At 70.4% G+C, this 26570-nt stretch carries 20 protein-coding genes; 16 read left to right on the top strand and 4 right to left on the bottom strand.

The genetic code is table 11. The features are described from left to right. The first annotated feature begins 5 nt into the window (after positions 1-5). Positions 6-1112, top strand: coding sequence for a glycosyltransferase (locus ACYVNR_RS00680; RefSeq protein ID WP_461045841.1), 1107 nt, complete (start codon positions 6-8; stop codon positions 1110-1112). A 24-nt stretch (positions 1113-1136) separates the two neighbouring features. Here the strand turns inward: ACYVNR_RS00680 and ACYVNR_RS00685 are convergent, their stop codons facing one another. Further along, entirely contained in the window at positions 1137-2492 is a 1356-nt protein-coding gene (locus tag ACYVNR_RS00685) for a glycosyltransferase family protein (protein ID WP_461045843.1), read from the bottom strand. A 179-nt stretch (positions 2493-2671) separates the two neighbouring features. On the opposite strand from ACYVNR_RS00685, the gene ACYVNR_RS00690 reads away from it, so the two are divergent. From ACYVNR_RS00690 to ACYVNR_RS00760, 15 genes are all read left to right on the top strand, one after another. Then, the gene (locus ACYVNR_RS00690; RefSeq protein ID WP_461045845.1) at positions 2672-3268 is read left to right on the top strand and encodes an acyltransferase; all 597 of its coding nucleotides are present in this window, start codon (positions 2672-2674) and stop codon (positions 3266-3268) included. Continuing rightward, positions 3268-4356, top strand: coding sequence for a DegT/DnrJ/EryC1/StrS family aminotransferase (locus ACYVNR_RS00695; RefSeq protein WP_461045847.1), 1089 nt, complete (start codon positions 3268-3270; stop codon positions 4354-4356). The genes ACYVNR_RS00690 and ACYVNR_RS00695 overlap by 1 nt, the downstream gene beginning before the upstream one ends. A 2-nt stretch (positions 4357-4358) precedes the next feature. Beyond that, positions 4359-5357 (top strand): Gfo/Idh/MocA family protein, encoded by a 999-nt coding sequence (locus ACYVNR_RS00700; RefSeq protein ID WP_461045849.1) that lies wholly within the window; start codon positions 4359-4361, stop codon positions 5355-5357. Between the two features lie 59 nt (positions 5358-5416). Then, on the top strand, positions 5417-6961 hold the full coding sequence (locus ACYVNR_RS00705; RefSeq protein ID WP_461045851.1) for a glycosyltransferase family 4 protein: 1545 nt from the start codon (positions 5417-5419) through the stop codon (positions 6959-6961). Next, entirely contained in the window at positions 6958-8022 is a 1065-nt protein-coding gene (gene wecB / locus ACYVNR_RS00710) for a non-hydrolyzing UDP-N-acetylglucosamine 2-epimerase (RefSeq protein WP_461045853.1), read from the top strand. The genes ACYVNR_RS00705 and wecB overlap by 4 nt, the downstream gene beginning before the upstream one ends. Beyond that, a complete protein-coding gene (locus ACYVNR_RS00715; RefSeq protein ID WP_461045855.1) occupies positions 8022-8720 on the top strand; it encodes a class I SAM-dependent methyltransferase in 699 nt (232 codons plus the stop codon). Before wecB ends, ACYVNR_RS00715 begins: the two co-directional genes overlap by 1 nt. Continuing rightward, complete coding sequence (locus tag ACYVNR_RS00720) at positions 8720-9490, top strand: hypothetical protein (RefSeq protein ID WP_461045857.1); 771 nt, start codon at positions 8720-8722, stop codon at positions 9488-9490. Before ACYVNR_RS00715 ends, ACYVNR_RS00720 begins: the two co-directional genes overlap by 1 nt. After that, entirely contained in the window at positions 9487-10776 is a 1290-nt protein-coding gene (locus ACYVNR_RS00725) for a nucleotide sugar dehydrogenase (RefSeq protein ID WP_461045859.1), read from the top strand. The genes ACYVNR_RS00720 and ACYVNR_RS00725 overlap by 4 nt, the downstream gene beginning before the upstream one ends. A gap of 3 nt (positions 10777-10779) precedes the next feature. Continuing rightward, positions 10780-12546 (top strand): glycosyltransferase, encoded by a 1767-nt coding sequence (locus ACYVNR_RS00730; protein ID WP_461045861.1) that lies wholly within the window; start codon positions 10780-10782, stop codon positions 12544-12546. A gap of 16 nt (positions 12547-12562) precedes the next feature. Next, the gene (locus ACYVNR_RS00735) at positions 12563-15187 is read left to right on the top strand and encodes a glycosyltransferase family 4 protein (protein ID WP_461045863.1); all 2625 of its coding nucleotides are present in this window, start codon (positions 12563-12565) and stop codon (positions 15185-15187) included. Further along, complete coding sequence (locus ACYVNR_RS00740) at positions 15184-16485, top strand: glycosyltransferase (RefSeq protein ID WP_461045865.1); 1302 nt, start codon at positions 15184-15186, stop codon at positions 16483-16485. The genes ACYVNR_RS00735 and ACYVNR_RS00740 overlap by 4 nt, the downstream gene beginning before the upstream one ends. Next, positions 16482-17000 carry a hypothetical protein gene (locus ACYVNR_RS00745; protein WP_461045867.1) on the top strand — a complete coding sequence of 173 codons (519 nt, stop codon included), beginning with the start codon at positions 16482-16484 and terminating at the stop codon, positions 16998-17000. Before ACYVNR_RS00740 ends, ACYVNR_RS00745 begins: the two co-directional genes overlap by 4 nt. Next, positions 16997-17938 (top strand): DUF6270 domain-containing protein, encoded by a 942-nt coding sequence (locus ACYVNR_RS00750; RefSeq protein ID WP_461045869.1) that lies wholly within the window; start codon positions 16997-16999, stop codon positions 17936-17938. Before ACYVNR_RS00745 ends, ACYVNR_RS00750 begins: the two co-directional genes overlap by 4 nt. 153 nt (positions 17939-18091) lie before the next feature. Further along, positions 18092-20212: a SpoIID/LytB domain-containing protein gene (locus ACYVNR_RS00755; RefSeq protein WP_461045870.1), complete on the top strand. Its 2121-nt coding sequence runs from the start codon at positions 18092-18094 to the stop codon at positions 20210-20212. Positions 20213-20581: 369 nt separating this feature from the next. After that, positions 20582-22177 carry a peptidoglycan recognition protein family protein gene (locus ACYVNR_RS00760; RefSeq protein WP_461045872.1) on the top strand — a complete coding sequence of 532 codons (1596 nt, stop codon included), beginning with the start codon at positions 20582-20584 and terminating at the stop codon, positions 22175-22177. A gap of 18 nt (positions 22178-22195) precedes the next feature. Here the strand turns inward: ACYVNR_RS00760 and ACYVNR_RS00765 are convergent, their stop codons facing one another. The 3 genes from ACYVNR_RS00765 to ACYVNR_RS00775 form a co-directional block, all read right to left on the bottom strand. Next, positions 22196-24676, bottom strand: a complete 2481-nt coding sequence (locus tag ACYVNR_RS00765; RefSeq protein ID WP_461045874.1) for a N,N-dimethylformamidase beta subunit family domain-containing protein — start codon at positions 24674-24676, stop codon at positions 22196-22198. A 390-nt stretch (positions 24677-25066) separates the two neighbouring features. Further along, positions 25067-25705: a CoA transferase subunit B gene (locus tag ACYVNR_RS00770; RefSeq protein WP_461045876.1), complete on the bottom strand. Its 639-nt coding sequence runs from the start codon at positions 25703-25705 to the stop codon at positions 25067-25069. Between the two features lies 1 nt (position 25706). Then, positions 25707-26510 carry a CoA transferase subunit A gene (locus ACYVNR_RS00775; protein ID WP_461045878.1) on the bottom strand — a complete coding sequence of 268 codons (804 nt, stop codon included), beginning with the start codon at positions 26508-26510 and terminating at the stop codon, positions 25707-25709. Between the last annotated feature and the right edge of the window lie 60 nt (positions 26511-26570).

A 26570-nucleotide genomic window follows, 5' to 3' on the forward strand; every position in this document is an offset into this window, starting at 1 on the left:
GCGGCGTGAGCCCTGCCCCGGACGTCAGTGTCGTCACCAGCGGGCACGACGTCGCCGACGCCCGCATCCACCGGTGGTGCGCGGCGCTGGGCGACGTGGGTCTCACCGTCGAGCTGCTCGGACTAGGCTCGGCTGCCGACGCTCCTCGCGGAGTGCAGGTCGTCACGCGGCCGCGTCCCCGGTCGCTCGGCCGGGCCCGGCTCGCGGGGGAGTATGCCCTCCGCGCCCGTGGGCGCGTCCTGCTCGCCCTTGACCCCGACTCGCTGCTGGCCGCCTTGGCGGCCGGGCGGCTGCGGCGGAGCGTCGTCGTGGCGGACGTGCACGAGGACTACGCGGCCCTGCTGCGTGACCGGTCCTGGGCCCGCGGAGCCGTCGGTGCGGCTGGTGCCGCGGTGGCGGGCCTGGCCACGCGGGCTGCCCGACAGGCGGACCTCGTGGTCGTCGCCGACACGCACGTCCCGCCCGTGGACGCCGAGCAGCGGCTCGTGCTCCGTAACCTGCCCTACCCGGGGATGCTTCCCGAACCCCAAGAGCCCTCGGACCCGCTGCGCGCCCTCTACGTCGGCGATGTGCGGCCGAGCCGCGGGCTGTGGTCAATGCTCGACGCCGTCGACTCCGCGCCGGGGTGGCGGCTCGACGTCGTCGGGCCTGTCGGCGACTCGTTCGAGGCATCGCTCCGCGACCGTCTGGACGCGAACGGGCTCGGCGGCAGGATCACCTTCCACGGCCGCCGACCGCCACGCGAGGCGTGGAAGCTTGCCGCCGGCGCCGCCTGCGGCCTTGTCCTGCTTGACGACACTCCTGCTTTCCGCGCCGCTATGCCGAGCAAGCTCTACGAGTACGTCGCCTCCGGGCTGCCGGTCGTGGTCACCGACCTTCCTCGGCAGCGGGCCTTCGTGGAGCAGTACTCCGTGGGCGCGGTCGTGCCAACGGGGGGGACCACGGGTGCGGCCACCTCGGAGGTGCTGCGCCGCTGGGCCGAGTGCCCGGACGAGCTGGCAGCCCTGCGCCAGCGGTCGTCAGTCTTTCGTGCCGAGGCCGACCTGTGGTCGGCCGAGTACGCCACCGTCACCGGCGCGATCCGCGACCTCGTCCGAGACCGGGTGCACTAGGACGGGTGTCGTGGGCCCGGTGTACTAGTCCGGCGCGTACCGGGAGCGACCCTGCTCGCCTCGATCGAGCATGCCGGCGCGCAGGGCCACGATGCGCGGCTGGAGCTGGACGTCCCGCAGGTGTCGTCGGCCGAAGTCGGCGCACGCCGCTCGCACCTCCGGGGGCGCGCTGCGGGCGGCCTCAGCGGCAGCACGGATTGCGAAGGCGACGGACTCGGGCGCAAGGTCGGTCACGGGGAACCAGAGAGGATAGCCGTCCAGCACCTCGCTGGCGGCGTTCCCGGGGTCGTGGACCGACACGATGGGCAGCCCGCTGGAAAGGTACTCGTAGACCTTGCCCGAGGTGACGTAGGCGCCGCTGCCGAGAATGAGGAGCAACGCATCAAACTGCTCGTAGGCGGCCCGCACCTCTCCCTTCGCGAGCGGCCCCTCGTAGCTGACTCCGACGTCGGCGTGACGCGCGACCAGGGCTTCGAGCTCCGGCGACGGTGTCGAGTGGAACCCCAGGTAGCCGTGGATCCGGGCCCTCGCGCCGGCCAGGGCTCCGCCCTCCGCGCGCGCCAGGCGCCACCCCGCGAGGAACGGCTCGACGGGAACTTTGGAGCTCACGGTCCCGATGTAGCCGAAGGTCAGCGGACGGGCACCCGAGGGCACCGTGCGCGGCAGGGGAGCGAAGTCGGGGTCCGCGCCGTTGGCTACGACGTGCATGCGTTCGCTCGCGTCGGGGTAGCGGTGTGCGTGCCAGGCGCGGATCGGCTCGTTCACGAACCAGATCTCCCGAGCCGCGCGGACGAGAGAACGTTCGAGGAGTGCGCTGCGCGACCGCTCGGCATGCACCTGACGCCCGGTGAAGACATCGAGCAGCCAGGCGTCCCGGTAGTCCATGACGTAGGGGACGCCGTGCCGTCGGTGGAGGTGACGGGCGACGGCAAACGCGACATTGGGGTTGGCGGTGGCCACCACGAGGTCGACCGGCTCACGACGGTGCAGGTCTGCGGCCGCCCGCTCGATCCGCCGGCGCCAGGGCCCGTACACCTTTTCCGGGAAAGGGACCTGGTCAAGCAGCACCCGGGCCCGCCACCAGACCCGCGGCGCCAGGCGCCTAGGCCCACTCCATAGGGCGCGGTCCTTGACCGGGTACGGCCACGAGAAGGGCACCCGGAGCACGCGGACCCGTTCGTCGACGAGAGCCTCCATCGACGGGTCGACACCCGTGTGCTGCTCGAACACCTCGCGTTCGGCCGTCAGCACCGTCACCCGAAAACCACTGCGTGCGAACGCGTTCGCCGTGGCCAGGGCTCGGTAGACGCCGCCGCTGCGGGCCGGGGGAAAGCCCCACGCGACGTAGAGGACGTGTGGCTGGGTGGGTGCGGGCGGCATACCTCGTCCTTCGTGGCCGGCGTCGGAGGGCGCGGCCACTATGCCACGTCGGGCCGACCGCGGTTGCGGCCCGGACGCAGAACACCGCCGGACGGGGCACCCGCGGGGGCTGGCAGGATGGAACCCGTCACGCCCCGAGGCGCACGTTCGACGGGTCGGAATCAACAGGAAGGTTCATCGTGGGCATCAGGGTCCAGGACAGCGCAGACGTCTCGCCGGAGGCCACGATCGGTGACGGATCATCGGTGTGGCACCTCGCCCAGGTGCGCGAGAACGCCGTGCTGGGGGAGAACTGCATCGTCGGGCGTGGTGCCTACGTCGGCACCGGCGTCCGCATGGGCGACAACTGCAAGCTGCAGAACTACGCCTTGGTCTACGAGCCGGCCGTGCTCGGCCATGGGGTCTTCGTGGGCCCGGCAGTCGTCTTCACCAACGATCACTTCCCCCGCTCCGTCGACCCGGACGGCAAGCTCAAGCGCGTCGACGACTGGGAGGCGGTTGGTGTCACCGTGGAGGACGGTGCGTCGATAGGTGCCCGGGCGGTCTGTGTCGCGCCAGTGACCATCGGCAGATGGGCTCTGGTAGCAGCCGGTTCGGTGGTGACCAAGGACGTGCCCGCCTTCGCCTTGGTCGCTGGGGTCCCGGCACGTCGGATAAGGTGGGTCGGCCGCGCCGGAGTCCCCCTCGAGGACGCAGGCGAGGGACGGTGGATCTGTCCCCAGACCGGCCAAGCCTACGTGGAGCACGACGACTCCCTGATGGAGGAAGCACAGTAATGACCGAGTTCATCCCCCCGGCAAAGCCGCTCATCGGCGACGAGGAGCGCGCTGCCGTCGACCGGGTCCTGCGCAGCGGAATGCTGGCCCAGGGACCCGAGGTCAAGGCGTTCGAGGAGGAGTTCTCCGAGCACTTCAAGCTCGGCCGTGCATGCGTCGCGGTCAACAGCGGCACCTCCGGACAGCACCTCGGTCTGCTCTCCTCGGGCGTTCAGGCCGGTGACGAGGTCATCGTCCCCTCGTTCACCTTCGCCGCTACCGCCAACTCCGTGGCGCTCACGGGGGCTACCCCCGTCTTCGCCGACATCGACGCCGACGACTTCTGCCTCTCGCCCGCCGCGATCGAGGCCTCAATCACCGAGCGCACCGTCGGCGTCATGCCTGTGCACCTCTACGGGCACCCGGCCAAGATGGACCAGATCATGGCCATCGCCGACAAGCACGGCATCCAGGTCTTCGAGGACGCGGCCCAGGCGCACGGCGCCTCGCTCAATGGCACGCCCGTCGGCGCCTTCGGTTCCTTCGCGATGTTCTCCCTCTACCCGACCAAGAACATGACCTCGGGCGAGGGTGGCATGGTGTCTGTCGCCAATGCCGAGGTCGAGCGGCTCATGCGCCTCTACCGCAACCAGGGGATGGAGAAGCAGTACCACAACGAGGTCGTCGGCCTGAACAACCGCATGACCGACATCCACGCCGCGATCGGTCGCGTGCAGCTGACCAAGGTCGACGCCTGGACCAGGGCCCGTCAGGACAACGCCGCCTTCCTCGACGCGAACCTCGAGGGTGTCGTGACTCCGCCTGTCGCTGAAGGGGCGGTGCACGTCTACCACCAGTACACCGTGCGTGTCCCGCAGGACCGTGACGGATTCTCGGCCGCCCTGCGCGAGGAGTACAACATCGGTTCCGGAATGTTCTACCCGGTCCCGAACCACCGGCTGAAGCCCTTCCAGGTGGAGGTCGACCTCCCCGAGACCGAGCGTGCGGCGCTCGAGTGCCTGTCGCTGCCGGTCCACCCCTCGCTGTCCCAGAACGACCTCGAGCGCATCGCCACCGCGGTGAACGCCCTCGCCAAGGCAGGTGCGTGAGCGTGGCTAACCTTCGCGCAGGCCTCATCGGTCTGGGGATGATGGGGCGCCACCACGCCCGCGTCCTCGGGTCCCTCGATGGCGTCGACCTGGTGGCAGTGGCCGACCCCGGCGGCGACGTGCACAAGGTGGCAGGAGGTCGTCCGGTCTTCGAGACGGTCGAACAGCTGATCGAGCAGGGCATCGACTACTGCATGGTGGCGGTCCCGACCATCTATCACGAGCCCATCGGCTTGGCGCTGGCGGCAGCGGGCGTCCACGCCATGATCGAGAAGCCGCTCGCCCAGGACACCCCCTCGGCGGAGCGACTGGCAAAGGCGTTCGCCGACGCCGGGCTCGTGGGCGCCACTGGCCACATCGAGCGGTACAACCCCGCCCTTCAGCAGGCTCGGGCGCGCCTCGAGGCGGGCGAGCTCGGCGACGTCTACCAGGTGCAGACGCGACGTCAGGGTCCGTTCCCCGCGCGCATCGCCGACGTCGGTGTCGTCAAGGACCTGGGCACCCATGACATAGACCTCACTGCCTGGGTGACCCAGCAGACCTTCACGTCGGTCGCCGCGCGCACAGCCCACAAGTCCGGGCGACAGTACGAAGACCTCGTTGCCGTCGTCGGCCAGCTGAGCAACGGCACCGTGACGAACCACCTCGTCAACTGGCTGTCGCCGCTCAAGGAGCGCGTTACCATCATCACCGGTGAGCGCGGCGCCCTCGTGGCCGACACCCTTACGGCGGACCTGACCTGGTATGCCAACGGGGAGGTCGCGACTACGTGGTCCGATATCGCGCAGTTCCGCGGCGTCACCGAAGGCGACGTTGTCCGCTACGCCATCTCCAAGCCCGAGCCGCTTCGCGTCGAGCACGAGAACTTCCGTGACGCGGTGCTGGGCAAGGAGGCCGACATCGTGACCATGGAGCAGGGCACCGCGACCGTTCGGGTGGCGGAGGCTTGCATCGAATCTGCGGCAACCGGTACCACCATCGCGCTCGAAGGGAAGTCGTGACGGATCCGACCCAAGAGCCGGCCGCGGCGCCGGCTCCGCGGGTCGTGCTCTTTCGGCCCATGCCACTCGACCGGGACACCCGCGCCAAGAAGATCGCGGCGACGCTCTCCCGTGGGGGCTATGACGTCGTCATCCTCTCTCCTGTGGCGACCGGCGCGGACGAGACGACCCAGACGATGGGCGACGTGACCGTCGTCCCGGTGCCGGTGAGCACCCGCCACCGGGACGCGGCGAACCGGCGCATCGTCGTTCGGCGCCAAGCCGCGCCGCGCGTGATCACCACGGAGGAACCCGAGTCCTACGTGACGCGCTTGGCCGAGCGCAAGCAGGCGCTGCGCCGGCGTCGGGCCAAGGCCGCGCGGCTGCGTGCCGACGTCTCGCCGACGGGTCAGGGCGTGGTCAACGGAGCGAAATGGGCGGTGGTCAGGGGCCAAGCCGCCTTGACCAAGATCGAACTGACCACAATGCGGTCGCGCTGGCGCGCTCAGGACCGGCTCAACAAGGCCGTCAAGAAGTCGTGGCGCGAGTTCGACGAGCGACGCCGCGAGAGCGACCTCCTCGCGACGACGCACGGCGTCCTACCCGAGATCCGTGACTACGCAGATGCATTCGCGCCGGTTCTGGACCGCCTGAAACCGGACGTGATCCACGCTCACCACCCGTTCATCCTGCACACCGCCATACGCGCGGCGCGTCGTCGGCGGGCCGACGGCCACTCGTGCCACGTCGTCTACGACGCGCGTGAGAACTTCGCCGGCATCCCGAAGGGCGAGCAGGGCAGCCCGCGACGCCACGCGGTGCTCGTGCGACAGGAGACCGAGACGATCAAGAGCATGGACCGCGTGCTGACCGTTTCCGAACCGATCGCCGACGAGCTGCATGACCGCTACCGTCTGGCGCGCCGACCGAGCGTCGTGCTCAATGTGCCGGTGCGGATGGAGCGCACCAAGGTCAGCACCGTTCGGGATGTCTGCGGACTCGACGCCGACACCCCCCTGCTCGTCTACAGCGGCGGCATCAGCGGCGCCCGGGGCCTCGAGACGCTCGTCGAAGCGCTGGGACGTCTGGACGACGTGCACCTGGTCATCGTCGCCGTCCCCCACCCACACCCGTCGGTGCCCGCTCTCCTGGCGCGGGCCATCGAGGTCGGTGCGGGACAGCGCGTCCACGTGACCGGTCCGGTGCCGCCCCACGACATCCCGACGTTCCTCGGGGGAGCCGACGTCGCCGTGCACCCGATGCCCGGCGGGTCGCCCAACCACGACCAGGCGATGCCCAACAAGCTGTTCGAGTACCTGCACGCCGGGCTGCCCCTGGTGGTGTCCGACGCGCGGCTGATGGCCGACTTCGTCCGCTCCAACCAGGTGGGCGAGGTCTTCACAAGCGGTGATGCCGAGTCGCTCGTCGCGGCCGTGGAGCGCGTGCGCAAGAGCCCACCCGCCGAAGACACGATCGCCGCGGTCGCCGAACGCTACTCCTGGCAGGGACAAGAGCGAGAGCTCCTCGACGTCTACGACGACCTGACGGGGTTCACCTCATGCTTGCGGTCGCCGGAAGGCATCGACCTCGAGGTACGCACCCATCAGACCGGAGGACTCACATGAAGATCCTGACGATCGTCGGCGCCCGACCCGAGTTCATCCAGGTGGCGCCGCTCGCATGGGCCTTGGCCGACGGCGTCGACCAACACGTCATCGTCCACACTGGCCAGCACTACGACCGGATGATGTCCGACGTCTTCTTCGAGGACCTCGGCGTGCCCGAGCCGGACATCTCGTTGGGTGTCGGGTCGAGCACCCACGGCATCCAGACGGGCGGCATCCTGGCCGCGCTCGACCCGATCCTCGACCACGAGAAGCCGGACGTTGTCGTCGTCTTCGGTGACACCAACTCCACCCTCGCGGGCGCGTTGGCCGCCGTGAAGATGCACATCCCCGTCGCCCACGTCGAGGCCGGGCTGCGGTCGTTCAACCGTCGCATGCCGGAAGAGATCAACCGGGTCATGACCGACCACGCGGCGTCGATCCTCTACGCGCCCACAGAGGTCGCCATGCGGCAGCTCGCCTCCGAGGGACTCGCCGGGCTGTCGGTGAACGTCGGCGACATCAAGACCGAGGTGACGTATGCCGTGCGCGACCGGGTCGCCGGGCAGCCGATCGAGCTCCCCGACAGCATCGACGTCACGGCGCCCTACTACGTCGCGACGATTCACCGGGCCGAGAACACCGACGACCCTGAACGGCTTCCCGACATCATCGAGGCTCTCGCCCGTGCACCCCACCCGGTGGCGTTGCTGGCGCACCCACGCCTGCGCGACCGAGCGCAGCGCTCCGGCATACGGCTTGACCAAGGCTCGATCGTCGTCTGCGAACCGGTCGCCTACCCGCAGATGATCGGAGCCGTCGTCGGCAGCGCCGGTGTGATCACCGACAGCGGCGGGCTGCAGAAGGAGGCGTTCCTGCTGCGCCGCCCCTGCTTCACCGTGCGAACCGAGACCGAGTGGGTCGAGACCGTCGACCTCGGGTGGAACACGCTCTGCGAGTCCCCACAAGAGCTCGCCAACGCTCTGCTCGCGCCTGCTCCGCAGGAGACCGACGCCGCGCCCTACGGCGTTGGCGACACCGCTGCGAGGATCGTGGCCGATCTGAGAGCGCGTGACCTGTGATGTCAGAGCAGACTCGACCCGAGCAGGTGACGGCCCCAGAGGCGCAGCGTCTCCTCGAACACGACGAGGTGGTCGGCTACTGGGACCGACGGCACCACGACCTTGACGCCTTCCTGTCCGGGGGAGACGTGAGCTTCGGCTACCACGCGAACGAGGCCTTTTACGCCGTCCGCCTTGGAAGGCTGCTCGACATCCTCGAGCCCGACAGCGACCCGTCGGCGCCGGTGCGCGTCCTCGATGCAGGCTGCGGCAAGGGCTGGTTCACGCGGGCGCTGGCCCGGTGCGGCTACCGCGTCGACGGCATCGACTCGAGCGCCAATGCCATTGCGGAGGCCGAGAAGGCGACCCGCGAGGCCACGGTTCTCGACTCGTATGCCGTCGCCACCCTCCACGAGTGGGCGCCGCCTTACCTCTACGACGCTGTGGTCGCAGTCGACGTGCTCTTCCACGTCACGCAGGACGAGATGTGGGCCGCAAGCGTCCGCAACCTCGCGGCGCTCACGCGCTCCGGTGGGCGGCTGGTCATCGCCGACCACGAGCACGCTGGCGAGAAGGTGTGGGGCGAGTACCAGGTCACGCGGGGCTCAGACCTCTACCGCGAGCAGCTGGAGCCTCTGGGCTTCCAGTACGAAGGTTTCTCTGCGTACCGCTTCCGCGGCAACCTTGGTGGCTTCCACACGTTCGAGAGGACCAGATAGTGCTCCTGCCCGAGCTGATCAACCGTCATCGGCGCGCCGACCGCAGCGTCCGGGTCCTCTGCGACGAGGACTACGCCGGGTTCCGGAAGTACGAGACCGTGCCCCTGGAGTCCGGTGGCGTCTCGGCCGACGATCTTGTGCTTGTCGACGCTGGCATGGCGTCGCGCGACCCGTGGGACGACCTCAACCACCTGCCCGACGGCACGACCGTGGTAATCGTCGTGCCGGGGACAGCCGCGGCCGTGCCGCTGGGCAAGATCGTGCAGTCCCTGACGCAGGCACAGCTCGATCTCGTCCAGGTGACTTCGCTCGAGCAGGTCTACAACCGGCACACGGCCGTGGTCGGTGTCCGGGGCCAGCAGCAGCATGATCCCGTGCGCGTCCGGCGCATCACCTGGGAGTGGGCGCTGGGCGACCTCGTCAGCCGCGCCGAACACGAGCGCCGGGTCGCCCGCGATGCCGAGAACGCCGCACGCGTGACCGAGCTGGAGCAGCAGCTGACCGAGGCGCGGAAGAACGCCGCCGACCTTCAGACCAGGGCCGACTCGCTCGGTGAGCAGGTGCGCCGGCTCCAGGGCGAGCTCGACCAGAGTCGACGAACGGTGCGGGAGCTGGGCAACGCCCCCGCACGCCGCGTCGGCGACGCCATCATCACTATGCGTAGGCGGCCCGTGGCGGGGGCCAAGGACGTCTACGCCGAGCTGAAGGCGTCACGCCGACGCCACAAGAACGCCAGCACCAAGGGCGCGACGAGTAAGGAAGTCAATTGAAGATCACGGTTGTTGCGCTCGGGAAGATCGGGCTGCCGCTCGCCGTCCAGTTCGCCGACCGGGGCCACGAGGTCATCGGCTCCGACGTGAACGCATCGGTCGTCGACCACGTCAACCAGGGACGCGAGCCGTTCCCCGGCGAGCACCAGCTCGACGAGAAGCTCGCCGCCGTGGTGGCCGACGGCCGTCTGCGTGCGACCACCGACACCGCCGCCGCGGTGGCCGAGTCCGATGCCGTGGTCGTCGTCGTGCCTCTCTTCGTCGACGCCGAGGGCGTGCCCGACTTCGCCTGGATGGACTCCGCCACCCGCGACATCGGTCGCGGTCTGCGCCCGGGCACCCTGGTCTCCTTCGAGACCACCCTGCCGGTGGGTACGACGCGTGGTCGCTGGAAGCCCATGCTCGAGGAGGTCTCCGGCCTCATCGAGGGCTCGGACTTCCACCTCGTCTTCTCGCCTGAGCGCGTGCTGACGGGGCGCGTCTTCGCCGACCTGCGCAAGTACCCGAAGCTGGTGGGTGGTCTCACGCCCGAGGGCGCGGCCCGGGCCACAGAGTTCTACGAGGCCGTTCTCGAGTTCGACGACCGGCCTGACCTGCAGCGCCCGAACGGTGTCTGGGATCTCGGTTCGGCCGAGGCGGCCGAGATGGCCAAGCTGGCCGAGACCACCTACCGCGACGTGAACATCGGGCTCGCCAACCAGTTCGCCCGCTTCGCCGGTCAGCACGGCATCGACGTGTTCCAAGTCATCGAGGCGAGCAACTCGCAGCCCTACAGCCACATCCATCGGCCGGGGATCGCCGTCGGCGGTCACTGCATCCCGATCTATCCGCGCCTCTACCTCTGGACCGATCCCGAGGCCACGGTCGTAAGCGCGGCCCGCGCCGCCAATGCCGGCATGCCGCAGTACACCGTCGAGATGGCGGCCCGCCTGCACGGCGGCCTCGAGGGCGCCCGCGTCGCGGTACTCGGTGCGAGCTACCGCGGCGGGGTCAAGGAGACGGCGTTCTCGGGTGTCTTTCCCACGGTCGACGCGCTGCGCGAGGCAGGTGCCGACGTGGTGGTCCACGACCCGCTCTACACCGACGACGAGCTCGGCACCATGGGCTTCAAGCCCTTCCACTACGGCGACCCTGTCGATGTGGTCGTCGTCCAGACCGACCACCGCGAGTACGCCGAGCTAACCGACGAGTCCTTCCCCGAGGTGCGCACGGTCGTCGACGGCCGACGCGTTCTCGACCCCGCCGGCTTCGCATCGGCGCGCTTCGGCTCCGTAGGCGTCGGCTGAGCCATGCGCCCAGCCAGGCAGGCCCCCGATCTGGCCGTCTCCACGCCGTGGTACCCCACCCCGTACAACCCGGTGGGGGGCAGCTTCGTCGCAGACTGGTCGGCGCTCGGCAGGCGCTTGCTCGACGGCGTGCACGTCTACCACTCCGAGGAGTGGCCGGGCGGCACCGAGGCCAACGTCGCGAAGTGGGCAGCTGACACCGATCGGGTGTTCGGCACCGTGGCACGGCGGGGCGGGTTCGACGTCACCGGGCGGTGCGGCCCCATCACGCGGGTGCCGACGGTGATCACGAGCGGCTGGGACGTGCCCCAGCGCGCTCTCGCTGCCGTCGAGGCGGCCCGGAGGTATGCCGTCGGGCTGGACGAGAGCCCGCTGGTGCACGGTCACGTCGGCTACCTCGGCGGTCTGGTCGGGGCCCGGCTCAAGCACCCCGACGCGCGGCTCGTCGTCACCGAACACTCGACCGGGCTTGCCGACGTGCTCGCCTCCGACCTGGGTCGCGACCTCTACGACGAGGTCCTCGGCGCGGCCCATCGGCTCACCTGCGTCAGTGACGTCGTGCGGCGGCAGATTGTCGAGGTCTTCCCGCAGCACGCCGACACGGTGGTGGTCGTGCCCAACCCGGTGAACTTCCAGCCAGAGTTTCGGCGCACCAGCCCGCCCGGGTCGCTGGACCGCTGGGTCTTCGGTGGTGGCCTCATCGAGCGCAAGGGCGTCACGCGGCTCACAGAGGCCTTCTGCCGCTTCGCCCTCGGCCGCCCCGGTGCACGCCTCGACCTGTTCGGCAGCGGACCACTGGAGCCGGCTCTGCGCGCCAGAGTCTCCGACGCGGGCCTGGACGACCGGGTCACCTTCCACGGCAACGTCGGGCACGCCGAGTTCCTCGCCGCCCTGCCAGAGCACGACGTGCTGCTGGCACCGAGCACCCACGAGACGTTTCACCTCGTCGTGCCTGAGGCCGTGGCCGCCGGCCTGCCCGTGGTGGTCACGCGCAGCGGTGGCCCGGAGGAGGCACTGGCGGGGGTGGCCGACCGGGTGGGTCGCTTCATCGACGTCAGCGACGACCCCGACGAACTGGCCGAAGCGGTGCTGGATCTCGAGGAGCGTCTCGGCGACCTCGACCTCGACGGCGGCCGGGCCGAGCTCGACCGGCGCTACGGCACCGCGGCCGTCACCCGTGAGCTCGCGGCACTCTACGGACTGGAGCCGGGGCGCGAGTCCGGCTCCGTCGCCGCCATTTCGACGGCCGCCACCGCTGAGCAGCCGTCGCGTCCGGTGGCGGACTCGGGGCCGGTGACGCTGCTCTCCGCGTCGGGCTGGCGCCGGTACGCCATCGAGGCGGAGTCGGAGGCCGCCGCGCGGGCCGACCTCCCCGTCTCGGTCGTGACGGCCGACGCGGGCGTGCGCGAGCTCCTGAGCGGTGTCGCCAGGATCGTCGAGCCGCACGCGTTCCTCGACGACCTGCCTCGCAACGGCTACGGTGCCCGGGACGCATCCGCCGAGGGTCCCTCCGTCCGGACGCGGGCCCGGACCCTTCTCCGCTCGGCGCTCGGTGCACGCCGTGGGCGCGCCGCCGACCCCGGCGTCTCCGGCGACCCAGCCGAGAGCGTACCCCCTGAGCACGCGGCGTGGCCGCGCTCGACCTACGTGCTGACGCACGTGTCAGGGGCGGCGTGGGCGGCGGCGCTGCTGAACGCCGACCCCGCGGCCGAGGTCGTCATCGAGCTAGACCGACCCCGTCTCGGACTCGCCCCCGTGGACGCCCCGTAGCCACCCTGGAGTGAACATGGATCACGGCGAGGACGTCGTGGCAACACCTGCAGCGCCCGTGGTGGCCATGCTCGTGACCAACGACGTCACGACCGACGCCCGGGTGCGCAAGAGCGCCCTGGCGGTGGCCGCGACCGGTGCCTCGGTCACGGTGGTGGCCCTGGCCTCGGACGGCCGTCGTACCGACACGAGCCTCGGTCCGGTACGCATCACGCGAGTCCCCGTGGACTTCGTGCTGCGCGACCGTGTTCGGGCGAACGCGCGCGCACGGCGTGCCCGCGGGCTGCCGGGCATGCGGCCGCTGACCCCTGACGACGAGGTCGCGCTGCGGTGGCAGGCCGCCGCACGCGTCAGGGACCTGCCGCCGGGGAAGGACCCCGGCCTCGCGGAGAAGGCACGACGCCAGTCGCTCCGGGCACGCCGGCTCGCGGGACGCTCGGGCGCTCGTGGGGCGCGGCTGCTCTGGGGCGGTCTGGACCGGGTGCGGGCCGAGATCCCCGTGCTGGCCTCGTGGCGCCGGGTGCTGCCCGAGGTCGACGACTACGAGCTGGCCTTCGGGCCCGTCCTCGACGCCCTGGGCCCTGACGTCATCCACGCTCACGACGTGCAGACGCTCCCCATCGCGGCGCGGGCCGTGAGCCGCGCGCGCGCCCGCGGCCGGTCGACGTCGTGGCTCTACGACGCCCATGAGTGGGTCCCCGGGCTGTCGCGGTATGCCGGCCGCTCCCGACGCACGATCGCGGCGTGGACCGACCTCGAGGGCGAGTACGTCCGTTCCGCGGACCGTGTGGTGACGGTCTCGGGCGGCCTCGCCGAGGCTCTCCGTGACCGGTACTCCCTCGACCGCACCCCCGACGTCGTGCTGAACATCCCGTCCGGCACCGGCGAGGCTCCGCCACCTCGCGGCCGCGACATCCGCAGCGACGCGGGCGTGGCGCCTAAGGCGCCCCTCCTCGTCTACAGCGGGGGAGTGACCGAGGCGCGCGGTGTGCTGGATGCGGTCGCTGCCATCGTGCGGCTCCCCGACGCGCACCTGGCCGTTGTCGCAGTGCCGAACCGTGAGTCGTCCGGAGCCCGTCGCGTCCTGGCGGAGGCCTTACGCCTGGGCGTGGCGGAGCGCGTGCACGTCCTGGACCCCGTCGAGCCCGACGAGGTGGTCGGCTACCTGCGCACGGCAGACGTGGGGCTCATCCCCCTCCACCACTACGGGAGCCACGAGTTCGCGCTCGCAAACAAGCTTTTCGAGTACCTCCACGCGGGACTGCCGATGGTCGTGAGCGACTGCCGCGCCCAAGCCGACTTCGTCAGGCAGCATGGGATCGGGCTCGTCCACCGGGCCGGCGACGCCGCGGAGCTCGCCGCCCGCGTCGGCGAGTTACTGACGGCCGCCGAGACGTGGCGCCCCCGGCTCGTGACGCTCGCCGCGCAGCCGGATTTCACCTGGGCCGCCCAAGCGAGGGCCCTGCAGCAGGTCTATGCCGAGTTGTCCGCGGGCCGTCTCGCCGTCCAGCCCTACGACGCCGAGGTCGGCCGCGACCCGGGCGAGGTCCCCCTCGTCGCGGCCTCCGCGGGTCCGACGACCCTTGGGATCGGGCCCAGCAACAGTGCCGGGCAGGGCTGGGCCTGGAGCCAAGCGGCGCGCCGCCAGTGGCCGGAGCTGCGCACCGAGGTCGTGGCGGTCGTCAACGGCAAGTACGACTACCCCGCCGACGTCACAGTCGCGCCGGGCACCTACCGCGCTGACCCGCAGTGGGGCCTGACGGTCCGCGAGTCGGCGCGGGCCACCTGGACCCACGCGCTGATCGAGACCGGACGACCGCTCTTCGGTGGCCTCGGCGGACTGGACCCCCGCCGCGACATCGCCTTCCTCGAGGGTGCCGGCATCAAGGTCGGGCTCGTCTTCCACGGCTCCGAGGTCCGCGACCCTCGACGGCACGCCGCCACCCACGAGTTCTCGCCCTTCGCGGATCCGCGAGACCCGTACACCCGGCGGCTGCAGGAAGTCAGCGACCGCAACGCCGAGCTGGTGCGCGACTTCACGGGTCCGGTGTTCGTCTCCACCCCCGACCAGCTCGACTACCTCCCCGGGGCCACGTGGCTGCCCGTCTGCGTGGACCTCGAGTCCTGGCCCCTGACGCCACGCAGCTCACGGGTGCCGCTCGTCGTGCACGCGCCATCCAACCCCCGGCTCAAAGGGACAGAGGTCGTCGAACGCGTCGTCGAGCCGCTCGTCGCCGAGGGGCTCGTCGAGTACCGGCGGGTGACCGGGCTGCAGCCCGCCGAGGCTGCCGACCTCATCCGCTCGGCCGACATCGTCATTGACCAGCTGCTGCTCGGCCTCTACGGCGTCCTGGCGTGCGAGGCGATCGCATCAGGGGCCGTCGTGCTCGGCAACGTAGGGGACTCGCTTCGCGCCAAGGTTCCCGCCGAGATCCCCGTCATCGAGGTCACTCCCACGTCGCTGGAGGCCGAGCTGCGTCGCGTCGTCGCCGAGCTGCCCACCCTGCGCGAGGGTGCCGGCGTACGCCGAGCGTACGTCGAGCGCTTTCACAGCGGCTGTTACGCTGCTGACGTCCTGAGCGGCTTCCTGGGCCTGGAAGCCCCACGACCCAGCCACGACCCCTCGGAGGACAACTCTTGACTGCGCGCCGCCACATCCTGCTCCTCGGGATGCAGTTCCCGCCGGCCAGGGGAAGCGGTGTCTACCGCATCCGCGCGTGGGCCAACCACCTCGCGTCCCGCGGCCACCACGTAACAGTGCTCGCGGCGAGCCGGGACTACTGGCGCGACCTCAGCGGCGACCTCGACGAGGCCCTGGCGGCCACCGTGCACCCCGCTGTCCGGGTCGTCGAGATAGACCTCCCCAGGGAGCACCTCGTCCAGGACGTCGCGCGGATGTCGTTCGTCCACGCCAACTTTCCGCGTCCATACCTCCTCGGGCACCAGGCACTGCAGAAAAAGGTCTTCCCCGAGCCGTACGCGCCCATGCTGCCGACGTTCGTGACCGAGGGCCTCAAGGTGCACCGTCGCAAGCCGGTCGACCTCGTGCTCGCGACGGGGAACCCCTATGCCCAGTACGCAGCCGCCATGATCCTCGGACGACTCATCCGTCGTCCCTACGTCGTCGATTACCACGACCCATGGACGCTCGACCTCTGGAAGGAGGAGGACGCGTACCCTCCGGGGCACCTCGCCCACCGGTGGGAGAAGCGCATCATCGACCGCGCTGCGCGCGTCATCACGGTCAACGCGCCGCTCGTCGACTGGTACCGCGAGCGCTATCCGGAGATCGCCGACCGCGTGCGGCTCGTCGAGAACGGCCTCGCGCCCGAGACGGTCACCGAGCCGAAGTTCGACCCCGACCCCGACCGACCGCTGAGGGTCGGCTTCCTCGGCACCATCCGCAACGACCTGCCGCTTAGCGAGTTCCTGGACGGGTGGGACATCGCGCGGCAGACGCCTGAGCTCGCCGACGCCTCGATGAACTTCTACGGCTACCTCGGCTTCTTCAAGCAGCACGCGAAGTCGATCCGCGACCGCATCACGCGAGCCGACCGCAACGTCTTCTGGCACGGTCCGGTGTCGCAGACCCAGGTCTCGTCGGTGCTAGGCGAGCTCGACCTCATGGCGATGCTGCTGACCAGCTCCCGATACGTCACTGCCGGAAAGGGATTCGACTACATGGCCTCCGGCAGGCCGGTGGTCGGTGTCCACGACCCGCGCAACGACACCACCTCGCTCTTCGCGAACTACCCCCTCTTCTTCGGCGCGGCGGCGGTCACCCCCGAGGCGATCGCCGATGCCTTGGTGCTCGGTGCGCAGGCCGCACGTTCCGAGACGCGTGCGCAGTTCGATGCCTGCAGGGTCGAGGCCCTCAAACACACGTGGGACGCTGCGATGGGTCCCGTCGCCGACGAGCTCGAAGGACTCATGCGATGAGCGAACCGACCGCAACGAGCGGGCCGCTGGCAGCCGGAACTTACTACGTCGGGGTTGCCGTGATCCCCAAGCGGCGCAAGACGATCGAGGACGCCCTCGGCAGGGTCGTCGAGCTCGGCGGGGAGTCGCTGCTCATCACGGCCGACGGCAGCGGCAAGGCCGCGCACGCCGGTGTCCGACAGATCGACCTGCTGCGGCGTGAGATGGGCTGGGGACCCAACCGGCTCATCGCCGTCAGCCCGAAGCGCGTGGCCGGCAGGGTCGTCGGCAAGAAGGTGGGTGGGCGGTCTTGGACCTGGCGCCACTGGGTGGGCTCGCGCCCGTACAAGGCGGTCCGGTTCCACGTCCTGTCCCGCGTGCTCGCCCCGCTGGAGTCGCAGCTGCGCTCCTCAGAAGTGACCCACATCGTTCTCGCAGGCGTCGAGTCGTGGCCCATCGCCTGGTACATCACCCGCACGAACCCCGACGTCCAGATGGTCTGGGACGTCCCCGACGAGTGGAAGCCGGCAAGGTGACGGTCGCGATCTGGGGAAGCTGCGTCACCCGCGACATCTTCGAGGTCGTGCCCGCCCCCGGCGCGACGCTCCAGTACCACGCCCGTTCGTCGTGGGTGTCGCAGGCCTCGGAGAGGTCCGACCCGCCGATCCCGACCCCCGACGGCACGGGGTTCGGGCACCGGACGGTCCGCGAGGACCTCGTCAAGGCGATCGTCCCCGCCCTGCAGGAGGCGAGCCCCGAGCTCATCATCTTCGATCTCATCGACGAACGGTTCGACGTGGTCGTCGTCGGTGAGGGCCGCTACACGCTCAACGACTACTACACGCGGCTCGGGCTCGAGGACGCGTTGCGCGCCGAGGGCGACGACCTCAGCGCCTTCCGTGACGCCGACCGCGAGGAGCTCTTCGCCGAGGCGGTCGCGGTCGTGGCGCCCCAGCTCATCGAGAGCCTGCCGCAGACGAAGTTCGTGCTCCACCAGGCGTGGTACACCGCGCGCTGCATCGGGCCCGACGCCGAGTTCTACGCCTCTGCAGGCAGGCACGTGGCGTGGACGAACGCGCGTCTCGCGCACCACTACACGGTGCTCATCGCGGCGTTCGGCAACCGACTGCACGTCGTCGAGCCGGATCGGGCCGAGTGCCTGGTGGCCGACTCCGAGCACCGCTGGGGACTGGCCCACTACCACTACGTCCCCGAGTACTACGAGCAAGCGGGCCGGCAGCTCGCGGCGATCCGTTCCGGGCCGCTCCTGGCCGAGCCGGCTGCCGTGCCGACACCCCCCACCCCAGCTGAGAGCGGAGCTGAGCATCCGGAGCGGGTCCCGGCCGCTGCGCCCACGAGCGACGGTCAGCGTGTCCTCGACGGCCTGCGGCGGCGCAGGTCCGTGCTGGCTGCCAGGCGCCGGGTGCGCCGGCTCGGCGGACGGCTGCTCCGGCGGATCCGCGCCCTGGTGTAGCCGGACCGGCCTGCGTCCGCGATGACGCGGTCCGCCGTTGTGCGGACGAAAACGGGGCAACTGGTTAGAGTACCGACGAGCCAGACAAACCACCCGGAGCCGACACAGCGCATCGGGACTGAGAGCCGTGTGCACGGTCGGGGGGAGACACCCATGCGGGTTGGACGCGGGATCGAGAACGCGATGCGAGGCAGGTTCCGCCACCCGGCGCGGACTCTCACCACCGCGGCTGTCGGAGTCACCCTGGCGATCACCGTCTCGGGTCCCGTGCCGACCGCGCAGGGCGCGTCGGCGGGAGAGATCTACCGCTACCCGGTGGGCCAGGCGACCGCCGTGGAGCTCGTGGGCCACGGCTTCGGCCACGGCCGCGGCATGTCGCAGTACGGCGCCAGGGGGGCCGCTGCTGCCGGCCTGACCTGGCAGCAGACGCTCGACTTCTACTACCCCGCCACGACCCGGTCTCCGTGGGGCGGCGGCGACCTCGCTGTGCGTCTCGACCAGCTCGGCACCGCGAGGACCTATCTCGAGCCGTCGCCGGGACTGCAGATCGCGATGGGCCGCCCGACCACTGCCACGACGACGTTGCCGACGGTCGCGCCCACCGGCAAGCCCGCCACGGCCTACGCCATCGTGAGGGATGGCACGACCTTGCGGGTCGAGGTGAGTGACGGCCAGGTCTGGAGCCGCTGGGACGTCACGGGCAACGGGTCCGTGCCTGCGACGCCCTTCGCCGTGAGCCGGCCCGACGGCGGGACGATCACCACCCAGGCCATCCGCACCGGCACGAACGGCTCGATGGCGGCCAAGCGGCGCGAGTACCGCGGCCGTCTCGTGACGTGGCCGGGGACCGCCAGCGGCTCGGTGACGACGGTCAACGAGGTCGGCATGGACCTCTACCTGCGCGGCGTGGTCCCCAGCGAGATGCCCGCCAGCTGGGCCGCGAGTGCGTTGGCAGCCCAGTCCGTCGCCGCGCGCACGTATGCCGCGCACGAGGCCGCCGCGAGCAGCTCCACCAAGTACGACATCTGCGACACCACGTCCTGCCAGGTCTACCTCGGCAAGTCCGACGGGGGAGTCTCGAACGAGTACGCCGCGGCCGACGCGGCCATCGCCGCGACGGCAGGCGTGCTATTGACCTACTCGGGCCAGCCCGCCTTCACGCAGTTCACCTCGAGCAACGGCGGCTACTCCGTGGCGGGCTCGGCCCCCTACCTGATGGCGAAGCCCGACCCCTACGACGGTCGCATCGCCAACTCGGCAAACACGTGGAGCGCCAGCGTGACGATCCGGCAGATCGAGACCGCCTACCCGGCCATCGGTTCCTTCCGCACCCTGCGGATCCTGTCGCGCGACGGGCGGGGCGACCAGGGTGGTCGCGTGCTCACCATGGCGCTCGACGGGACCTCCGGCACCGCCAGCCTGACCGGTGCCCAGTTCGCCTCCCGCTTCGGCCTGCGCCACTATTGGTTCCGCCCGACGAACGCCGCCACCCCGTCCGCGGCGGCGTGGCCACGCGACTGGAGCGGCGATGGCAAGGCCGACGTCATGACCCTGCTCGACACTGGTTCGGCGAATGTCGTGACCCTGCACCGCGGCACCGGCACCGGTGGTCTTGCTGGGCCCTGGGTCAGGTTTTCCACGGACTTCGGGCGTGGCACGCGGGTCTTCACGGCTGGCCCCTGGGACGCCGACGAGACCGGCGACTTGCTCGCGATCCGCTCCGACTCGAGCCTGTGGCTCTACCCTGGACGCGGAGCCTCAGGCGTGGGCATGCCTACGAGCCTCGGCACCGGCTGGAGCAGCTACCGCGACGTGTTCGGCGCTGGCGACGTCGACGGAGACGGGCGAAACGACCTTGTCGCGCGACACGCCGACGGTTCGCTCTACCTCGTCTCCGGAGACGCGCAGGGCGGCATCCTCGGACGCACGCTCATCGGTACGGGCTGGGCCGGGTTCACCTCGGTGTTCTCACCCGGCGACTTCGACGGCGACCGACGCGTCGACCTCATCTCGAGGGACTTCGGTGGGCGGCTCTGGCTCTACCCTGGACGCGGCGACGGCACGTTCGGCGCCCGCCGGGCGCTCGGTGCCGGCTGGTCGGGCTACACCTCGCTCGTCTCGACCGGCGACTTCACCGGAGACGGCGCCGCCGACCTGGTGGCCCGCCTGGGCGACGGCACGCTCTACGTGTGGGTGGGCAGCGGTGCAGGCGGTTTCGTGCGGCGCATCGCGCTCGGTGGCGGCTGGGCCGGATACAGCGCCATCATCCCCTGAGGCGACGGACGGGAGCGCGAGCGACGTCCACGTCGCGGATCTCGAGTGGTCGTTCGTCCGGTTTGCGTAGATGATCGTCAGGAGCCGCCGTGACGCAGGTGGCTGTTGAGGCCAGAGCGCACGGAGGTGCTTCCGATGATTCTGAGCAGAGGCCACGGCGTTTCCGCAGGGCGCGGACGCGCGAGGCTGGTCCGGTTGCTGGTGGCTGTGGTCGGGGCCACTTCGGCTCTTGGGGCCCTCCCTGTCGTCAGCCTCGGCGCGCCATCGCGGGCGGTGAAACCGATCATCGAGAAACACGCGCCGCAGTCGGTGGACGCCAACAGCACGACGGCGGTATTCCGCGGAGTCGCCCCCGCCACCGTCGTCGGGGTGGTGTGGGACAGGGGCACCGAGCGGGGCGATCTCTCCGTCACCAGCCGGCTCAAGGTGGGCAACGGGTGGCAGCCGTGGGGCGAGCTGGACGTCCAGGCGGGTGAAGCAAGCGACGCCAAGGCGGCCCGGCGCGCCGGCGCGCCGGCAGTGCGAGTCGGCACCGAGCCGATCATCACGACGGGGGCGTCGGCGTACGAGATCCGCGTCACGACCAGCGGCACGGGCGCCAAACTCCCACGCAACCTGTCCCTGCTCGACATCGACGGCTCGGCCACGCCCGTACCAACGGGGCCGAGCGCCCAGGCGGTTGCGGAGGGGGTGCGCCCGACGATCCTGTCGCGCGCGGCATGGGGTGCCGACGAGAGCATGCGCAACTGCGAGCCGACCTACTCCGCCCAGCTGAAGGCGGTCGCCGTTCACCACACCGCTGGGGTGAACGGCTACTCCGAGAGCCAGGTCCCCGGCATCATCAACTCAATCTACAGCTACCACGTCAACGGGCAGGGCTGGTGCGACGTGGGCTACAACGTCTTCGTCGACCGCTTCGGTCGGCTCTGGGAGGGCCGCTACGGGGGGCTCGACCGCAACGTGCTCCCGGCTGCACAGGGCGGTTTCAACCTCTACACGAGTGCCATCTCGGCCATGGGCACCTACGACTCGGCGGCGCCCTCCTCTGCGATGCGCGAGGCCATCGCCAAGTTCGCCTCGTGGCGCCTCGGTCTGGCCCACCTCGACCCGCTGGGCAGCACGGTCCTCACGACCTCCAGCGGCTCCAGCCGCTACCCAGCCGGCACGTCGGTGCGGCTGCCGGTCATCTTCGGGCACCGTGACACCAACCTGACCGAGTGCCCCGGCACCAGTCTCTACTCCGTCCTGCCGTCCATCCGGTCGCGGGCTCGGGCCCTGTCGGGGTCGGCTGCGATCTTCGACCCCGCCGTCAACTTCACGCGGCTCACCCATCGTGACCTGCCCGCCTTCCGGCTCAACGCCCACACCCCGTCGTGGCAGCGCTTCACGCTGACGGTCGTCAGTCGGACCACCGGCGCCGTCGTCTACTCGACGTCCGGGGCGACCTTCGAGCGGCGCCTCTCGGCCATGTGGGACCGGCGGGACTCCCAGGGCCGTCCGGTTCCCGCCGGCTCGTACGACTTGAGACTGGCCAGTTCGTCCACAAACTCGAGCGCCACCACCTACGTGCTCACGGTCGTCGTGATGGGCGCGCCGCAGCCCTTCGGTGACCGGGCTCCCGACGCCCCCGTCTACCGCACGCCCGGGACCTACGACACCTCGACGCACCAGTGGCGCACCACCTGCGCGCCCTACTCGACCGCCACCCGTTGCGACGTCCAGATCCGGTCGTCCGGCACGGCATTCGTGCGCAACAACTGGCACTACCACGACGAGGGGTACACGAGCTGGGCCGGTAACCGCCTCGCCGTGACGGGGCGCTGGTCGAGTGGGAACGTCGCCTACTCGACCAACTGCACGCCCTCGGCTTCCACCGGCCCCCGGACCTGCACGACGCAGTCGTGGAACGCGTCGCGGCAAGCCTGGGTGCTCAGCTCGACCGTTTGGCTCGGCGACGGCCAGTGACCACGGTAGGCTGCTGGGTCAGCGCATCCAGGGCAACGTCGTGTCCGCGTGGACCCCGCCCTCGTCGCTCGTGATGTCCGCACCCGGACCGGGCGGCGTGATCGATGGCCCCAGCCGGCCGGGAGCGGTCGGCGCGATGGCCTTCGGCGCCGGGAGGGGCGCGGCTGTGGTAGTCGGGAGGGGTGCGAACAGGGCCTTGGCCTCAGCCAGCACGCCGTCCGGCACCATAGACGTCCCGCCGATGGCCTCGAGCCGGGCGGGTCCGGCGCGCACGATGTCCTCTGCTTCAGACGGGTTGAGAGTGGGTCCGTTCACGAGGACGAGTGAGCCCTTGGACGCGGCCACGACCGGACCGGCCGAGAGCGCGTCCGGGAAGAACTGGCCGGTCGCGAGGGCCACGGTCCCACCGGCCTGGAAGCTCGACGTGTCGCGGGCGACGAGGCGCGAGGTCTGGTAGCGGTCGCTGCCGGCGATGCGCACGACGGCGGGTGCGTAGCGACCGAGGGTCGACTTGACGGCCTCGCTGACCACTGCGTTGCTACCGACCACGGCTACGCGGTCCGGACGCAGGCGCGTCAGCTCGTTCATGGTGTCTGCCGTGAGAGTCGCGGTCGGCGTGAGCAGCACCGGGCCGCCGAGTCGGGCACCGGCCGCACCCGCGGCGAGAGCATCGGGGAAGTCCGTGCCGACCGCGACATACGCGACCGGGACACCCGGCGCGAAGGTCGCGGCGGACAGTCGCGCCGCCGTCGCGTAGCGGTCAGGGCCCGCGACCCGAACGGGCGTCACGCCAGCGGCCTTGCCGACACTGAGCAAGGCTGCGTCGCTGACGACGGCTGCAGAACCGACAACCACGACCCGGTTCGGGTGCAAACGAGCCAGTTCGTCGAGCACGGCCTGTGGGACCCAGCTGCCGGGCACCATGAGTACCGGGCCAGCACCCCTGCTGGCCGCAGCCGCACTGACGGCGTCGGGAAAGTTCAGTCCGGTCGCGATGTGCACGACGCCGCCGAAGCCGTCCGGAAAGTGCTGCCGGGAGACAGCCACAGCCGTCTGGTAGCGGTCGAAGCCGGAAAGTCGCAGGGCTGGGACGTCCGCGCCCGCGGTCCGGTCCGGTCCGGGCACCTGCCGCGCCAGAATGTTCGTCGCCATCGTCTGCGCCAGAGCGTTCTGCCCGGTTTCGCCGCCGAGGGCGCGTGCGAAGCGCAAGGTGCCGGCAGAGAACACCCAGGACCCTGCGGCTGAGAGGTAGACCGTCGACTCGTGGATGTCGGAGATTCCGTTCGATGTCGCGTAGGGCGACTGGGCAAGGATCTCCCACCTCGTGCTTTCTGGGCCGGCCACGGCGGGCATCCGCCGGTCGACCTCGCCACCGACCAGGTTCGGGAGCCGCGAGCCCGCCACGAGGCGCGTGCCTCGGTAGATCCAGTGGCTCGCGTTCGCGACCACCCACGGGGCGTCGACGGCCGGGGCGCCGAGGCCGTTCGTCGGCCACATGAGGCCGAGGAGGGGCTGCTCGGGCCGGCCTGTCTCACGGAAGCGCAGCGTCTTCAGCGCTGTGGTCGGCTCAGGGTCACGCATCCACTCACGCCAGCAGACGAGAGTGCGGTCGCTGTCCTCGAAACGCGCCTGCCAGTAGACGTTGTTGGCCGTCAGGAACGTCAGCGCAGCACCAGCACCACGCGCGCTCTCCACGTTGGTGAACATCTCGGCCGACCAGTACTCGTCGTGGCCGGCGAACAGCACCGCGCGGGCGTGGAGACGCCCGGGCGTGCGGTGCAGGTCGACGTTCGTGGCGTACTTGACGTCGACGCCGCGCTGCTCCAGGTATCTCGCGGTCGGTGCCTCGAACTCGAACAGGAGGCCGGCGCCGTGGGTGGCGTACGGCCGGTTGTAGCTCACCTTGACCGCTGCCGCGCTACCGCCGCTCGTCGCCGCGCCGTAGGAGTTGTAGGTGTAGAGGCTCTTTCCCGTGGCCCTGTCGCTAGGGAAGTTGTTGTACGCCTGGTAGGTGTTGGTCGCCTGGACCTCGACCGCGTCCGCAGTCCGGGCGTCGTCCCGCACTGTGAACACGATGTAGTTCTGGTAGGTCCCACGCGTCAGGGTCGCGACGTAGAGGCCGGACGTCCAGTCGGTGCCGACGGCCAGGGTCCTCATCGTCGACCACGCACAGCTGCGCAGTCCGGTGCTCGTGGTCATGGGGCATGCGGGCTGTGTCGTGACGGCGGCGGAGCCGGAGGTCATGAGACGACCCCCGAGCCCGCCGTACCACCCCAGCCGGAACACGTGGTAGGCCACGGAACCCGGGGCGCTCACCGACACCTTGAGGTCGATGGTGCCTCCGACGTTCACGCTGGTGGCGGATGCGTACCCCTTGACCTGCTTCGCCGCATCATCGGCGAGCGTGTAGCCCGCCCACGGCAGTCGCCACCGGGTGTCGCCGGGTCGGCGGTTCTCCGTCGTGACCCGGTTCGGTCCTGGCGCGACGGCGACGGCCACGGCAGTCACGGTGCGCCCAGCCGCAGCGGGTGACAGAACCACCGCAACGGATGACGCCGACGCGGCAGTCAAGAGTGCCGAGCATGCGCCGAACGCCAAGAGGCACGCTCGAATGAGGCGTCGTTGCATCGGTCTCCCCCCAGCTCCCCCGAACCCATTTGCATGCCCCCCGGGGCATGTAGCGAAGGGTGCCGACGCGCTACGGTCGCGCCAGAAGTGGTCGAGCAGTGGACGACGATGACGCATTCATCGGAGTGTCGGTCCCTTGACTCAGGCTACTACTAAACGTAGTAGTCGATGGGTCGATCGAGTGGAAGAGAGCGAGGTCACAGCCGCTCCGTCGCGAGCTTCGAGACGGGATGTTCTTCGTGACGCCTGCGACGATCGGCGTCAGACTAGGTCGACCGTGATCTCGGGCTCGGTCTTCTCGCGCACCTCGTCCTCCGTGACGCCCGGGGCGAGCTCGCGCAGCACGAGGCCAGCATCCGTGACGTCGAGGACGCAGAGGTCGGTGATGATGCGCTGGACGACGCCGCGGCCGGTGTAGGGCAGCGAGCACTCCTTGACGATCTTGTAGGAGCCGTCCTTGGCGTTGTGCTCCATGAGGACGATGACCTTCTTGGCGCCGTGGACGAGGTCCATCGCGCCGCCCATGCCCTTGACCATCTTGCCGGGGATCATCCAGTTGGCGATGTCGCCGCCCGCCGAGACCTGCATGGCGCCGAGGATCGCCGCGTCGACCTTGCCGCCGCGGATCATGCCGAAGCTCGTCGCGGAGTCGAAGAACGCCGCGCCCTTGCGCAGCGTCACGGTCTCCTTGCCGGCGTTGATGAGGTCGGGGTCCTCCTCGCCGTCGAACGGGTAGGCGCCGACGCCGAGGATGCCGTTCTCGGACTGGAGCACGATCTCGACGTCGTCGGGCACGTAGTTGGGCACGAGGGTCGGCAGGCCGATCCCGAGGTTGACGTAGGCGCCGTCGGACAGCTCGGCCGCGGCGCGGGCCGCCATCTGCTCACGGGTCAGTGCCATCTCAGGCCTCCTTGCTCTGGTCGGCGGTGCCGGCGGGGCGCGGTCGGACGGTGCGACGCTCGATGCGCTTCTCGGCCGCCTGCTCGGGGGTGAGCGGCAGCACGCGCTGGACGAAGATGCCCGGCAGGTGGATCTGGTCGGGGTCGAGCTCACCGGGCTCGACGAGCTCCTCGACCTCGGCGACGGTGACGCGGCCGGCCATGGCGCACAGCGGGTTGAAGTTGCGGGCCGACTGGTTGAAGACGAGGTTGCCGTGCCGGTCGCCCTTCGCGGCGCGCACGAGCCCGAAGTCGGTCGTGATGGCCTGCTCGAGCACGAAGGTCTTGGTCTCACCCATCCACTCGAAGTCCTGGGTCTGCTTCGGCGGGGACGCGACGGCGATGTTGCCGGCATCGTCGTAGCGCCAGGGCAGCCCGCCCTCGGCGATCTGGGTGCCGACGCCGGTCATCGTAAAGAAGGCGCCGATGCCCGAGCCGCCGGCCCGCAGGCGCTCGGCCAGCGTGCCCTGGGGGGTCAGCTCGACCTCGAGCTCGCCGGACAGGTACTGCCGCTCGAACTCCTTGTTCTCGCCGACGTAGGAGCTGACCATGCGACGGATCCGCTTGTCGCGCAGCAGGATCCCGAGACCCCAGTCGTCGACGCCGCAGTTGTTGGAGACGGCCTCGAGGTCGCTGATCCCGGCGTCGTGGATCGCTGCGATGAGGACGGAGGGAATGCCGCAGAGGCCGAAACCGCCGACCGACAGTGACATTCCGTCACTGATGCCGGCGATGGCCTCCTGGGGAGAGGAGACGACTTTGTCCATGCGTCGGACTCTATCCGCGCCGCCGTGCGCGGGAGCCGTGGGGTCGCCCCACAGGGCCAC

This window comes from Terrabacter koreensis, from assembly GCF_054783315.1.